This window comes from Candidatus Omnitrophota bacterium (assembly GCA_016929445.1).
Taxonomy (GTDB): Bacteria; Omnitrophota; Gorgyraeia; order JAFGIU01; family JAFGIU01; genus JAFGIU01.
The window spans coordinates 1-13,512 of the sequence record JAFGIU010000050.1 but is presented as its reverse complement, the minus strand read 5'-3'; the positions used below and the strand labels follow the sequence as shown (position 1 = coordinate 13,512).

Below are 13,512 nucleotides of genomic sequence, written 5' to 3'. Positions count from 1 at the left end.
GACCACAGGCCTCATTAAGATTCCTGCCGCACTCCTATGGGACAGCCCGGACCGCTCCTCACGGATCATGCGCAGGCGGCGTTCATACTCGACCAAGGCGCCGGCCAGGGACTCGAAGCCATAAAGACCTGAAATGCCCGCCAGTTTGTGGGACTCTTGGCATGCGGAACTAAAATGGGGATCGGAAGGATCAGACAAATATTGGATGAGTGCGGATTTCAAGGAAGAGATCCGGGCGCCAAGGCCCTCCACAAAGGCCTTCTTGTGAGTGTCAACCTCAATGCGCTGGGTAGCCGCTAAATTGTTCATTTAGACCGACGGATTTCTCCCCTCATTGATGGTTTGAACCAGGCTCTTCAAGGAAATGAGGTCCACCTCATTAATTTCTTCAAACATAAGCCCGTATTCGGTGAACCTGGGAGAAGACTTGTGGATGCGCTTCACACGCCCGACCAAATGCAGCCTTGCGCTGCGGGTGGGGATCGTTAACTGGCATTCATAGGTTGATTCCAGAGCCAGGTCTTCCTGACTGACAAAAGCAACCCCCGTCTCGCTCAAATCTTTGAGCTGGACCAGATTCCATGCTTTATGTTCCTGGCCCAAGGGGCGGTAATGAAAACTCAGATGTCTGTTGATGCGGTCACCGTGACGGCGTTCATCAACGGGTTCGGTCATGGTCGAGCTCCTCTAAGGTCGTTCGCAAAGCCTCTTTGTTCTCTGCCGAGATGTACTTGAACTGCACGCCGTAGTCCACAAACTGGGTGCCGAGTTTTTTGTTCCAGACAACCCTGCCGATGGCCTCCACCCGTTGTGCGGAAGGCAATCCGATGAGGCACTCCAGGAGCGTATCCACTTCAAATGCATCTTCGCTCATGAAACGCGCGCCGTTTGTGCTGAGATTGGCAAGCAACACCATCTTCCATTCCCCTTCACCGCCGTGCAAACGGTAGTGCAGGGTCAGGGCCTTATGGAAGCGCGTGGCTCGCCTGCGATCAGATGAAGGATAGGTCACTCCCCCGTCCTTCCTTATGTCGCAACCGTATGGGTCGCAAACAGTTTGAGGACCATTACAGATTAACAATGTGTGTAAGACCCGTCAAGCCGATTCCCGGTGCTCGCTGAGCACCGTCGCAGGGAAAGCGGACTTGTGATATTCTGAACCGGTGAAAGTTTCTGGCCTAAGCGATCCCTCTCAACTTAGTTACGAATACCTTCTAAAGACGGTCACAGGAGCTCATTGGCAAAGGCTTGGTACCTCGCGCCGCTCCGGGATCGCCACTCCTCTTTTCTATATTTACTCCAAGCGCAGCGGCGGGATCGGTGAGTTCCCTGACCTCAAGCATCTCATCGACTGGATGCTTCCCCGCGGACTAAGTCTTCTCCAACTTCTCCCGCTCAACGACACAGGGCAAAATTTTCGCCCCTACGACGCTCACAGTTCCTTGGCCGTCGACCCCATGTACTTATGTCTGGATGAACTCATCGGAGTGGACGGATGTTTTTGCGAGAAGGCCCAGGCCCAAATGTGCAAGGATTTCCCCAACAACTCTCCGCGGGTGAATTACGCACTAAAGCAGGCCAAACTCAACTTATTGCATCAGGCCTTTGAGTCCGCTACAGACCTCAAGCATCCGGGCTTTGTCAGCTTCCGCAAAGAACAAGCAGACTGGCTGGAGGACTACGCCGCTTTCAGAGTGCTGCGCGATCTGCATCAAGAGCGAGCCTGGTTTGACTGGGACAAACCCTACCAGGACCCGCACAGCCCCCAGACCGCAGCGGTCCGGAAGGACTTTGATTCCCAACTCGTTTATTATCAATGGGTTCAGTGGCAATGTTTCGAGCAGCTCCGCAAGGTCCGGGCTTATGCCCAAAAGCAGGACGTGCTCCTGGTGGGGGATATCCCTTTTCTTGTCGCTGCGGACAGTGCGGACGCATGGGCCCATCCTGAATACTTCAAATTGGATTTCTGCGCCGGCGCGCCCCCGGACATGTACGCCTCCCGGGGACAACGCTGGGGCATGCCTCCCTATAATTGGGATCAAATCGAAGCCGATGGTTTCTGGTATCTAAAACGTAAACTGCAGTACGCGGAGAATTTCTTTGACCTGTACCGGGTGGATCACGTGGTGGGGACTTTCAGGGTCTGGAGCATCCCCGGGCACCTCCCCGCAGAGCAGCAAGGACTCGAGGGTGAATTCGACCCGGCCGACGAGTCGCTTTGGGAAAAACACGGACGCAAGATTCTCAGTACCATGATCGAGGCCAGTCGCATGCTTCCTGTGGCAGAGGACCTCGGCACCATCCCCCCGGCCTGCCCAAAGGTCTTGGAGGAATTCGGAATCCCGGGCACCGATGTACAGCGCTGGACCAAAAATTGGCGCAGTGATTGCTCCTTTTCCGGACCGGACGGGTATCGCAAAACAGGGCTCACCTGCCTTTCAACCCACGACACCTCCAACTGGGTGGCCTGGTGGGAGTGGGAAGCAGGCACTGTAAGCGAGGCGCTCTTTGACCGGCTCTGCGAAGAGGCAGGGCTCAATTCCGGCTGGCTCAAAGAAAACCTTTTCGAGGCAGACGGGCACCCGTACCAACGCCTGCGTTGGAAAAACGCGATCTCCACGGAAAAGATTTTGCGCAGCATACTCGGACAACCCGAGGACAAGACCTGGCAGATCCTCAAAATTTACCGCGAATCCTTCGGGGAGAAGGACAGACTCTGGCAGGCCTTGGGCAATAACGGAGAAGTGCCGCAGAAATGCAATCCACAGCTCCTCAAACAGGCCTTTGAGTCTCTCAAACAAGCGCACTCCGTCTTCCGTATTGATTTGGTTCTGGATTGGTTTTTGAAGGAGGGGCTTTACAACAACCTCTTCGAGGAAGGCTCTTACGAGTGCCGCATTAACCTGCCGGGGACTACCGGCCCGGAAAACTGGTCTTTAAGGATGCCGCGGGCGCTGGAAGAGATCTGAGGTCAGGGACCCTTGGGGGACACATCTCCTTCGGAGATATGTCCCCTGAAACCATTGGTTGTCATCCCGGGGAGTGAGAGCGACGTGGGGATCTTTGTTCCGCAAAGATGGCCGCGCTTCGCTCGCCATGACGCGGCGCGCCACTGTGATGCCTGACACACTAAAGCCGGTACATGTAGTTCTTCCACTCCTGCTCCAAGAAATCCAAAGACGTCTGCATGGCCTCAGCAAAGCTCTCCGCTGTGAGTTCCTTCGAAGCGTATTGAGGATCCACGGCTAAACGGCTCAGCCAATTTCGGAAGCTCTCCCGGTAGTGGGAATTCTCCAGAAAATAGACCAAGCCCCAGGCCTCGCAATAAAGCAGATGACTCTTTTCCCGGTCTGACGAAAGCAGAGGCTTCCGGTTGGAGACAAACCATTCCAAGGGCTCATAAGTGCCCTTTTCAAAGGCCTCCCTTAACACATCCAGCCTCTCGCGGTTGACTTCTCCAAAACGGGGCGTCTCGCAATAGGTGGCTAAACCCTCAGCCAGCCAATGCACCGAACCCATGCGGTTGTCATGAACCCCTGTGGCATACCAAAGTTGGTGGGCGCCCTCATGCAAGGTAATCCGCATAATTTCCTGTTTGACTGAACTCATTTGCCGGGCCCGGCTGGCTGCCAGATTCCCTTGCGCCGCAGAAAAGGCCTTGGAGGTCTTGTCTTCATCAATCCCCTCCTCAGCCAGTACCGCGTCCTTTTGGTCCTTGAGCTGGGCCTTCAGATCACTGAAGATGCTGTCCTGCCCCTTCCACTCATCCCCTTCAAAGAGATCATAGAAGGCCAGAATCTCCGCGTCCGCTGCATAAAAGCCCAGGCTGTTTTCCAGATGCGCATCCAGGCCCGCTGCAAAATCCAAATATTCATCCTCATGGTGAAAGACCACCACATAACTGCGATCCATTTTTGCCGCATGAGGGAACAGTTCTCCGAATTCTTCCATGAATCCCTTGCGCAAGCGCGTCAGTCGCTCTGCTGAACTTTCCACAAAATAATACCCGCCGTCGGAAAAAAAGCTATACTCCCCGAAGCGATACAAGAAAAGTTCGGGAAAGCGATTCTTGATAGCAATTTCTTTTTCCGTGATCGGCTGCTCATTCTGATCCGCTTCGGATATCCTCACGATCTGATTTTTGGGAAAGCGGCTGGTGATGAATCCGGCGCCGGCGACCTTTTCCTTAATCGCGACATAGTCTTCGGTATCGCTCACTACATCACCCCGCACTACGCGCCCATCCGTAAATTCAACAATGTGTTTGTACTCGGCCTTTGCAAGTTCCATGGAGAGATCGTGAACCAAGTCCTTGCGCTCTTCCTCTTCCACCACGGCCGGCAAGACATCCGTCTCCTGCAGAGCGGACTCCGGCAACAAACCTTTCTCCACCAGGGTCCCCGTAATAATTCTTCGCGCCTTGAGAGCGGCGCTGCGCACGGGCCTTAGCCTCGAGTGCATGGTTTCGGACATGGGGAAGGGCTCGGCCACAGCAATCCAGACCACAATGGCTGATGCAATTAGCAGAACAATTAGGAGTATGGGAATAATCTTTTTCATAGCATGATCTCCAGTTCTTGCAGGGAGGCTTCTTTGGGCCTGCTGAGCTCATGAGCAGTAAGAAACGTCCCTGCCCTTCACTTAACCAAAACCTTTGAGATTGTCATGTAGGTGTTGAGATTCGCAGGCTCTCCGGCTTTGGAATTCATTCTAATCTTCTCTACACGGAAGAGCCCGGAACTGTTGTGCAAGCGATAGACAAAGGCCATAAGCCCCTCCATCCTGCCCCCTAACTGCACCTCCATCTCATATTCCATATTCGTAGAGGACTTGACCGGAGGGGTAGGGCGCATGTCCTCGATTTGCAAATCCGAGTCTCCGGCCATCTGTTCAATCTCATGGAGAAAGATCCCCATCTCCTCTTCCTCAGTGCTGAGCGGACGGATAAAATGTTCGTACTTGGAGATCTGCTCCTCCAAAAATTTTTCCTGGCTGATCAATGCCATGGCACTGCGAACCATCGCCTCCTTATCCTTAATCTGCTGGTCCAGCTCAACCAATCCACCACCTCCGTATGCGCTCAGAAAACGTACAAGGAGGGCTCCGCCAAAAGCGAGGGACGCCAGGATTAGAAGTTTCTTCTCTTTTCCGGTCATGGGCTCAGCGGACAGTTGACTTCAAAATCGGTCAGTTCCATGTTTTCGATACGGCGCCGTGTCACGTATTTGGTCTTCACGTTTTGAAATTCAGGGAGCTTCTCTAAATCCCGGACCATTTCAAATACCGGCGGCGTAGAAGAGGCGGTTCCCCGGATCGAAAAACCGTCCCCCCAATCAAATTGAATCCCAGTGAGGTACATTTCTTGCGGAACCGCGCGGTGTATTTGATACAGGCCTTCCAGTGCGCTCCCCTTTAAGTCGACACGCTCCCGGATAACTCCCAGCCTCTGCTTGTAGCGCCGCAGTATAGTGGCCGTGGATTCCAGACGGTGCAACTCTTGTCCTAAGTCATTGTTATATTTATACTTATAGAAACTCTCACTTCCAATTACCGCTCCTGCGCACAAAAGCAAAGCCGCACTGAGAACTCCGGTAAGCATCATTTCCTTGGCCTGCCGCTGCTTCCTCCGGATGCGCCCCATCTCTGCGGGAACAAAATCCATGAGCTCCGCGTTGAGATTGAGTGCCAGCCCCATCAGTTTAGAAGAACTCCCGTCCTCCTTCATCTCTCTTTCCAGATAGCGTTCGACCTGTTCGGAATACGTAAGTTCTGATGCAGCCTCCTCCGAAAAACAAACCGGCTTGATTAGAAACCGTTCTCTGCAGATCTTGGCCAGCCGCTCCTTGGCCACGCGCGCGCCCATCAATACGGCCTCGCGGATTTCCGGACCCAGTTCCTCGTTCTTGTAAGCCTCCAAACAAAGCCGAATCTCTTCGGTAACTTGACGTTCCACTTCCGGACTCCATTCCCTCGAAGATTTAAAGGGCACTAAACGGCTGAACAGAAGTTTGCCTTCGGAACACACACAAAAGTCCATCCGGTCCTGCTCCAAATCCAACAGGGCATAGGTCCGGGTATCAAGTTTCGACCGCAGTACCGGATCCCAGTTGGACAAACACTCCGTATCCAGGCAGATCCGTTCGATCTTGGACAAGGGCACAGGGAGGGCCTTGGTAACGTTTTGAATAATTTCTTTTTGAATGACGGCCAACAAGATGTGGGTGTAATGTTCCTTGGAGGAACTGAGAACTCTAAACCCTGCCGTAATTTCATCGCGGGAAAAGGGAGTTTGTTTGTCGGCTTGCAGGCTCACGATCTCGGTAATCTCTTCCAAATCAGTGCTGGGCAACTCCAAGTTGCGCAACAACACTTGGTCGCGGGAAATGACCAGAATGACTTTATCCGCGTGGATCTCCCACTCCTCCAGAAGAGTCTTCAAGGGACCCGAGTCCTGGGTCAGGTTACGGCGGGAGACACGCACCACTTCGACTTCCCGCGAACTGCAGCGCAAGGACATAAGTTTGAGGAAATTGCGTCCTATCTGAATGAGGGCAACGCTCTTGGAGCGGTCCAGAAGACTCACTATTCTCTCCAGGATAGGACGTTGCCGTCCCTGTTCATCACACAGACAATCCTCTTGACACGTTTATCCGCCTTGCCCTCCGCATGAAGGGCAAAATGCTCTGAAGAGACTCCGATAGCCCCCCGGCTTGCCAAGCTTGAGACAAGGGCGGCCTCTTCTTCGCTGAGGATCCCTTCATCCAACAATTCTGGGCCGATGGATCCGGCGCTTTCGAAGATTTTATCATCCGAACTGCCGTCTCTCTGGTCCAGCCCGCGGCGATAATTCACGATTCTGCTGACAATGGATTCCTCCAACCCAAGAGCAACCAACGTATCCTCTCCCACGGTATTGATGTTAAGAACCCCGTTTCCAAACACGGTCACAAACTCCTCGAGTTGAGTAAAGACTTGAGGTGTCATTCCCCTCACAAAATGAAGTTCTTCCAGCACTTGGAAGGGCGCGTCTTTGCACTCGTATGAGGGGTCCAGTCCGCTGTAGTAACCGTCTTCGGCCCCACCCGGACTGGAAAAGGTGTCCTGGTCCCGCCAATCCACGATTGAGTTCGCCAAGGTATTAGCCCCCATCAGGTCCAGGCTCGTAACCTTTCGAATGAGGGTCTCCAAGCTCTTGGCATCTGCAGTATTGATGTTGAGTTTTCTCTCTTCATCGATCAAACCAAAATGCTCAAAGGCCGGTTCTTCGGGAGAGGGCGCGGGCTTATACACCCGGATACTGAATTCGCCCTCACCCAAAGGGATGTTCCGGAACGCAGACGGAGATTCTTCAGACAACTTTCCGGTGCTCCAGAACTGATTCAACGCAATATAGGGGTTTTTATTCGCCAAGAGAGCCTGTTCCCCGATCTTGGTGGCAGCCAAAGCCAAAGACCGGGCCTGCACCTTGGTCTTGGAGAATGCCGCGAGCTCAATCTCCGTAAACACCCGTCTGCTAAGGCCTACAGCCAGGATACCTAAAAACAGCAGACTCCAAATCACAAGAATGAACACGCTCCCGCGCCGGTTCATCAGGCGTCATTCCTCAGATACAGGTAAACAGTCCGGACAAACTGCTCTCGCTTGCCCTTCAACTCGATTCCCAGCGTTATCTTAATGCCGATCGGCATACTTTCGCGCTCCTCCCACTCCTCTTCCCACTTGTAGTTCCGGAAGCGCGAATCAAAATAGTAGTAGCTCAAATCCACAGAACGCACGTGATTAAGCAAGGGTTCAGCGCGCGCCTCGCTACCCGAGAGCACCTGCGCATAAGTTTCAGCGCTGCGCGACAAGGTCTTTCTGGCAGAATCATAGAAATAGCCGACCCTTCCGGCCCCCACAAAATCTCCGTGCTCCTTGTGGCGCGCCTTGACCAGAGTAGGGAAACTCACGGATTCCCTGTCCCCTTCAAACTCCACTCCGTCCAAGACAAAGGAGCTCCGGAGCTCCCGGGCAAACTCATCCAGAACAAAACCGGCCTCTCGCTCCACGCCGCCCAGGGCATTGACCTTGTCCCAGACCTGTAAACCGCGTGAGAAGGTATTCGCAATGGCCAAGCCGACCAAAGACACCAACGAGGTCGTAATCAGCAATTCAAGGAGCGTAAACCCGCGCAAAAAGCCGCGGCTAGAATCCCGCATCGAGCAATGTCGTGCTTGTGACCGCACGCTCCCTTCCGGATTCCTCCCAAAGCACTGCAAGCTCCACCTCGTAGACCATAGGCATTTCCGCAACCGAGCGGGCCCGCAGCTCCCAACGGTGCCTCTTGTCCCCAAATTCCTCAAAGTCTCCGCTCGCAAAACCCGGCTGGATTCCCTTTTCTTCCGTGGAAGTCTCCAGAACTTCATCCATTTTTGATTCCAGCAAAACAGATGCGGTGATCAACTCCTCTGTTCGATTGAGGGCCTTGAGTGAAGTCAAATATCCTTGAAGAATCATGCTCAACCCAAAGGCAAGCACACTCACAGCCAGGAGGAGCTCCACCAGAGTGAAAGCATTATTCTTCCCAATTGGTAATGTCGTCGGCACTCGCCACTCCGTCCTTGCCCAAGGAGTACAGATCATAGTCTTTGTGAGTTCCCGGATAGACGTATTTATAGGCTTGGCCCCAAGGATCCACAGGACTCTTCTCAAGATAGGGCCCGCTCCACGAAGCCGCGCCCGAAGCAGGCTTTTTCAAAAGTGCTTCCAGACCCTCCGAGGAAGAAGGAAAAGAACCGTTATCCATTTCGTAGAGCTTGAGGGCCACGGAAATATTGGAATTGATATCAGCCGCCGCCACCTGTTTGCGCGCTTGTTCCGAACGGCCCGTAAATCGCGGCAACACCATGGCCACAAGAGAACCGATAATAATAACCACGAGCATGAGCTCGACCAGAGTGAATCCGTCTATTTTGCGTCTCTTCATGAATCCTCCGATATTGTCACCGCGAATGCCCAACCCGTCATCGCGAATGCAATGAAGCGATCTTTGTTCTGCAAAGATCACCACGCCTCCATGACAGTCGGCTCGTGATGACGCTGTGCGGCAGATTGCCTTGCTTCGCTCACAATGACAGCGCACTCCTCGCCATGACGCTAAAGCGTCACTTCAGACTCAAATCAAATATGGGCAAAAGCATGGCCATCACAATATACCCAACAACCAGGCCCACGACGAGGATCATCAAGGGCTCAATCAAACTGCTTAAAATCTTGACCTGCTCATCCAGGCGTTTCTCATAGTTGGAAGCAACTTCCAACAGCGAGCTCCCGACATCACCGGCCTCCTCGCCCACCCCAATGAGGCTGATCACGAATCCGGGAAAATAACTCACCTTGCCCAGGCTCTGCGCCACAGTCGCCCCCCGGTCCAGTTCCCCGCGCACACCCGAGAGAGCCTGTTCCAAGGCGCAATTCCCCAGGGTCGGCACCGTGGCATCCACGGCATCGCGAATCGGGATCCCGTTCTGAACCAGTGTCCCGAGAGTGCGGCAAAAACGCGCCATCTCGCGCTGGATGAGCACCGCCCCCAATCCGGGCAGCGCCAAGAGAAAGCGCGCCAAAACCGGATTCCGGTGCCCGAATTTCTCCCAATACCTGTAGCCCGCAATCCCCAAACCGCACACACCCAGAAGCACCCAGTACCAATACAATTTGAGAAACTGGCTGATTTGGATAAGCACCTGCGTGGCAGCAGGCAAAGCTTGTTGCGACTCCGCAAAGAGGCCGACCAACCGCGGCATCACAAAGGCCATCATCACAAAAATCGTCACTGCCCCGACTGCAGCCATAAAGAGCGGATAGGCCATAGCCGACCGGACACGGGAGCGAATCTCCTCTTCACGGTCTGCAAAATCCGCCAAGCGCTCCATGATGGTGTGCAGCATGCCTCCCTTTTCACCCGAGGCCACCATATTAAGGTAGACACGGGAAAAATTTTTGGGATAAAGGCCCAAGGCTTCGGAGAGTTGCCTGCCTCCCTTGACTTCCTCATGGACCTGGGCGAGCATCTGCCGGACCTGGGGGTTGGAGGACTCGCGGGCCAGGATCTCCAGGGCGCGTGCAACCCGCACTTTGGCACGCAAGAGACTTGCCATTTGGCGCGTAAAGGCGTGGATATCCCTCACAGGGACGCGCTTTGACCAAAGAGGCTTAAGGGCCGCATTCGAGGTTGAGGCCTTCTTCTCGCCCTTGGAGGAAGATTCGACCACGCGCACAGGCAGGAAGCCCTGCTGCTCCAGGCGCTCGATCACCTGATCCTGGCTCAGGCCTTCCATCACGCCCTCAACTGTCTCCAGACCCTTTTTGGCCTTATACCGGTAAGTCGTCATTTGAATCCGCGGTGGTCATCCTCAACACTTCTTCTACAGTCGTAATTCCCAACCGAATCTTTTCCTTGCCGTCATCCCAAAGGGTCTTCATACCGGCGGCAACCGCCGCCTTTTTGATTTCCTCGGAAGGAACCTTCTCATTGATCAATTTCTTGATAGTGTCATCCACCACCAGTATTTCGTGAATTCCGGTCCGCCCCCGGTAACCCGTGGAATTACATTCATCGCAGCCCTCTCCCTTGAAGCAAATATCCAAATCCTTAGGATGACCCAGTTTTCCCAATTCCCGCTCAGTGGGATGGTACTCGACTTTGCAGTCCTCACAAATCCGGCGCACCAAACGCTGGGCAATAAATGCCTCCACCGAAGAAGCCACCAAATAGGGTTCCACACCCATATCAATGAGTCGCGCCACCCCGCTGGCCGCATCATTGGTATGCAAAGTGGAAAACAGAAGATGTCCGGTAAGCGCCATACGGATTCCGATTTCCGCAGTCTCCAGATCCCGGATCTCTCCGACCATCATGATATCCGGGTCATGACGCAACATGCTCCGCAGGCTGCGGGCAAAGGTCAGATCGATCTCGGGGTTCACTTGCGTCTGTGTAATCCCCTGGAGCTCATATTCGATGGGGTCCTCGATGGTCAGGATTTTGGCGCCTTCGTTATCCCTCTTGATCTTGGAGAGCGCTGTGTAGAGCGTCGTGGTCTTGCCGCTGCCCGTGGGCCCGGTCACCAACAAGACCCCGTGAGGCCGCCGGATGAGATCCTCAAAGATCTTGAGGTGATGCTCGGAGAACCCGAGTTTAGCCAAATCAAACAGCATGGTCATCGGCAGAACACGAATCACCATGCTCTCCCCATGCTGAGTGGGAAGGGTGGAGACGCGCAGATCATACATTTGGTTCAGAATCTTAACTTTGGCCCGCCCATCCTGGGGCAAACGGCGCTCCACAATATCCAAACCCGCCATAATTTTTATTCTGGAAATGATGGCCGGCAGGAAATAGATGATATTGTCCGGCACCTTGGCATCGCGCAGCACCCCGTCAATCCGGTAACGCAGGCTGAGCTTCCCCGCATAGGGCTCAATGTGGATATCCGTGGCTCCCTTGCGCTGGGCCTCGACCAGAATCTGGTTGACCAAGCGCACAATGGACGCATCCCCCGCCATCTTGGCAATATCCTCGTCCGACTCAGCCGCAACGCTGAGATTAATATCCTCGCCTAAACCGCTGTCCGCCCAAATTCCCTCAACAGTTTCGGCCCCCACACCATAGTTGGAGTTTATGCGCTCCTCGATCTCATTCTCATCCGCAGCCACTAGCTGCACATCCATACCCAGATACTGACGCAAATCATCCCGCATCTGCCGATCACCGGGATTCTTGACAGCCAAAGTCAGGACCCCCTCTTCCATCTTCACGGGAAAAACCTTGTAATGCTGAACAAACTTGAACGGAACTTTCTTCAGCAGTCCGGCATCTACCTGCACTTCGCGCAGATTGACGCGCTCCCAGCTCTCAGACTGGGCCGGGGCGGACGCAGAGACAGACTCCGGCACTTGGGGCGAAGGAAAACCCTCTTCAGTACTCAGCACGGCTTCCCCGGGTACCTCGATGGTGCCGCCGTCTGCAAGCATTTTGCGCTGAAGGGCTTGGCGGACACGGGAGAGCAGGCTCTTGGGATCATAGGGACGAGTAAAGAATTCATGGCCGCCGACTTCAAATTCTTCGGCACAGGCTTGCCGGTCGGTGATGAAAAGGACCGGGGTGTGACGGAACTTGGCTATCTCTTTGAGCTCAGCAAAGAGATCCAGACCGCTCTTGTCCGGGAGTTTCGCGTCCACGATCAACAGATCCGGAGTCTCGTCAATGGCCCGGATCAACACTTCTCTGCCGGAAAGGGCCATGTGGACGCGATAGCCCGCCTCCTCCAGACGGAGCCGGAGGAGATTGGCAAAACCCAGGTCGCTTTCAACAACCAGAATAGACGGCTTTTGAACCATGAGTCCTTAGGAACACAAGGGGGGGATCAGGCAGGGAGAGAATCCATTCTCTTTTGCCCGGGAAGCCGGGTCTTGACGTATTCCTTGAGGATATGAAAATCCTCTGCCGTGGCTTCCCCCAACCTGACACCTGTGAGAAATGTCTGAGTCCCATCCCCCACTGGGACTTTCTCCTGCCACACGACATACCCGCGGAACATCAAGGATCTCTGCTCCCCATCCAACTCCACCCGGAGTTCGATCACGGAATTCGGGGAGTACTCATGATGTAAAAAGAGGCAGATCCCGCCCTCAGAAATGTTTACCGTCTTCAAACCTGAAACGGGTCCTGGGGACGCCTCTTCACGATGTTCCTCATGTAGCAGTGTACAATGGACGCCACTCGGATTAAAGAGACGGGCAAAAGCCCGGCGGTCGCTGACTCCCACTCGCCTGAGCCGCGCCCCGAACCCAACCCACACCTCCCGCCTCTGCCAAAGCAACAGAAGCCCCAGCATCAGCAAAAATCCCAGGACTCCCATCAAGACATAACGGGCGCTGGAGCGCAGACCCGGCAACTCGGCCTTCTCTTTCTCCTGGCGTTTAGCCACGGCCTGAACCGTCTGCTTCACGGTCTGCACATCCCTTTGCACTGCTCTGAAGGTGGCGCGATCCTCCCGGCGCGCCGCAATATAGGCCCCAATATTAGTGTCGGCCGCCTTTTGCTGGCGGCTCAGGATACGCTCCAATTGAGGAATGAGCTCCGGGCCTCGTTCGCTAAGGTATTCGCGGACCTCCTCGACCAAGGATCGAAGCTCTGCCTCGGGAAGGGCCCAAACATCCTGGACGCGAATCTCAAAAAAGATGGTCTCGCCCGGCTGCAGCCGGACCTGATCGTCCACCATCAGAGCCTGGGTCTGGGCGTCCACTAAGATATTGAGTCCGCCGTCATCTATCAGATGCCACTTCCGGAGCTCTTCAGGAAGGGAGGTGCGGATCTCCGCATCCAAAAACTCTTCAAGCGAGGGATTGCTCACGGAAAGATCGAGGCTCACCACCCGCTCATCGCTCGCCGCGAGGGCTGTGCCCGTAAAAAGAAGGGCCAGAACTGCCGGTAGGATCCACGATTGCCTTGTCAAGGACACCCCTCTTTAT

Annotated in this window: 14 protein-coding genes; 1 reads left to right on the top strand and 13 read right to left on the bottom strand. The window is 54.4% G+C overall.

Annotated features, from left to right (window positions below):
• The 3 genes from JW937_04215 to JW937_04205 form a co-directional block, all read right to left on the bottom strand.
• Nucleotides 1–309: hypothetical protein (locus JW937_04215; protein MBN1586619.1), on the bottom strand; the 309-nt coding region annotated here is incomplete at its 3' end.
• Nucleotides 310–675 carry a PilZ domain-containing protein gene (locus JW937_04210; GenBank protein MBN1586618.1) on the bottom strand — a complete coding sequence of 122 codons (366 nt, stop codon included), beginning with the start codon at nucleotides 673–675 and terminating at the stop codon, nucleotides 310–312. It lies immediately after the preceding gene.
• Nucleotides 659–1,012 (bottom strand): PilZ domain-containing protein, encoded by a 354-nt coding sequence (locus JW937_04205; GenBank protein ID MBN1586617.1) that lies wholly within the window; start codon nucleotides 1,010–1,012, stop codon nucleotides 659–661. Before JW937_04205 ends, JW937_04210 begins: the two co-directional genes overlap by 17 nt.
• A gap of 151 nt (nucleotides 1,013–1,163) precedes the next feature.
• On the opposite strand from JW937_04205, the gene malQ reads away from it, so the two are divergent.
• A complete protein-coding gene (gene malQ / locus JW937_04200; GenBank protein MBN1586616.1) occupies nucleotides 1,164–2,969 on the top strand; it encodes a 4-alpha-glucanotransferase in 1,806 nt (601 codons plus the stop codon).
• Between the two features lie 160 nt (nucleotides 2,970–3,129).
• Here the strand turns inward: malQ and JW937_04195 are convergent, their stop codons facing one another.
• The 10 genes from JW937_04195 to JW937_04150 all read right to left on the bottom strand — a co-directional run bounded on the left by JW937_04195 (nucleotide 3,130) and on the right by JW937_04150 (nucleotide 13,502).
• Nucleotides 3,130–4,560 carry a DUF1570 domain-containing protein gene (locus JW937_04195; GenBank protein MBN1586615.1) on the bottom strand — a complete coding sequence of 477 codons (1,431 nt, stop codon included), beginning with the start codon at nucleotides 4,558–4,560 and terminating at the stop codon, nucleotides 3,130–3,132.
• A gap of 77 nt (nucleotides 4,561–4,637) precedes the next feature.
• Nucleotides 4,638–5,060 (bottom strand): type 4a pilus biogenesis protein PilO, encoded by a 423-nt coding sequence (pilO, locus tag JW937_04190; GenBank protein ID MBN1586614.1) that lies wholly within the window; start codon nucleotides 5,058–5,060, stop codon nucleotides 4,638–4,640.
• A 92-nt stretch (nucleotides 5,061–5,152) separates the two neighbouring features.
• Nucleotides 5,153–6,583, bottom strand: coding sequence for a pilus assembly protein PilM (gene pilM / locus JW937_04185; protein ID MBN1586613.1), 1,431 nt, complete (start codon nucleotides 6,581–6,583; stop codon nucleotides 5,153–5,155).
• On the bottom strand, nucleotides 6,583–7,590 hold the full coding sequence (locus JW937_04180; GenBank protein ID MBN1586612.1) for a general secretion pathway protein GspK: 1,008 nt from the start codon (nucleotides 7,588–7,590) through the stop codon (nucleotides 6,583–6,585). Before JW937_04180 ends, pilM begins: the two co-directional genes overlap by 1 nt.
• Nucleotides 7,590–8,198 carry a prepilin-type N-terminal cleavage/methylation domain-containing protein gene (locus JW937_04175; protein ID MBN1586611.1) on the bottom strand — a complete coding sequence of 203 codons (609 nt, stop codon included), beginning with the start codon at nucleotides 8,196–8,198 and terminating at the stop codon, nucleotides 7,590–7,592. Before JW937_04175 ends, JW937_04180 begins: the two co-directional genes overlap by 1 nt.
• Entirely contained in the window at nucleotides 8,185–8,586 is a 402-nt protein-coding gene (locus tag JW937_04170) for a type II secretion system protein (GenBank protein ID MBN1586610.1), read from the bottom strand. The genes JW937_04175 and JW937_04170 overlap by 14 nt, the downstream gene beginning before the upstream one ends.
• Nucleotides 8,555–8,965, bottom strand: coding sequence for a type II secretion system major pseudopilin GspG (gene gspG, locus JW937_04165; GenBank protein MBN1586609.1), 411 nt, complete (start codon nucleotides 8,963–8,965; stop codon nucleotides 8,555–8,557). Before gspG ends, JW937_04170 begins: the two co-directional genes overlap by 32 nt.
• A 178-nt stretch (nucleotides 8,966–9,143) precedes the next feature.
• On the bottom strand, nucleotides 9,144–10,370 hold the full coding sequence (locus JW937_04160) for a type II secretion system F family protein (protein MBN1586608.1): 1,227 nt from the start codon (nucleotides 10,368–10,370) through the stop codon (nucleotides 9,144–9,146).
• Nucleotides 10,351–12,378 (bottom strand): Flp pilus assembly complex ATPase component TadA, encoded by a 2,028-nt coding sequence (gene tadA, locus JW937_04155; GenBank protein MBN1586607.1) that lies wholly within the window; start codon nucleotides 12,376–12,378, stop codon nucleotides 10,351–10,353. Before tadA ends, JW937_04160 begins: the two co-directional genes overlap by 20 nt.
• A gap of 26 nt (nucleotides 12,379–12,404) precedes the next feature.
• On the bottom strand, nucleotides 12,405–13,502 hold the full coding sequence (locus tag JW937_04150; GenBank protein MBN1586606.1) for a PilZ domain-containing protein: 1,098 nt from the start codon (nucleotides 13,500–13,502) through the stop codon (nucleotides 12,405–12,407).
• Between the last annotated feature and the right edge of the window lie 10 nt (nucleotides 13,503–13,512).

Bases quoted from the DNA above. Each gene is read 5' to 3' on its own strand.
- JW937_04210 (MBN1586618.1), bottom strand. From the start codon at position 675: ATGACCGAACCCGTTGATGAACGCCGTCACGGTGACCGCATCAACAGA.
- JW937_04195 (MBN1586615.1), bottom strand. From the start codon at position 4,560: ATGAAAAAGATTATTCCCATACTCCTAATTGTTCTGCTAATTGCATCA.
- JW937_04180 (MBN1586612.1), bottom strand. From the start codon at position 7,590: ATGAACCGGCGCGGGAGCGTGTTCATTCTTGTGATTTGGAGTCTGCTG.
- JW937_04175 (MBN1586611.1), bottom strand. From the start codon at position 8,198: ATGCGGGATTCTAGCCGCGGCTTTTTGCGCGGGTTTACGCTCCTTGAA.
- gspG (MBN1586609.1), bottom strand. From the start codon at position 8,965: ATGAAGAGACGCAAAATAGACGGATTCACTCTGGTCGAGCTCATGCTC.
- JW937_04160 (MBN1586608.1), bottom strand. From the start codon at position 10,370: ATGACGACTTACCGGTATAAGGCCAAAAAGGGTCTGGAGACAGTTGAG.
- tadA (MBN1586607.1), bottom strand. From the start codon at position 12,378: ATGGTTCAAAAGCCGTCTATTCTGGTTGTTGAAAGCGACCTGGGTTTT.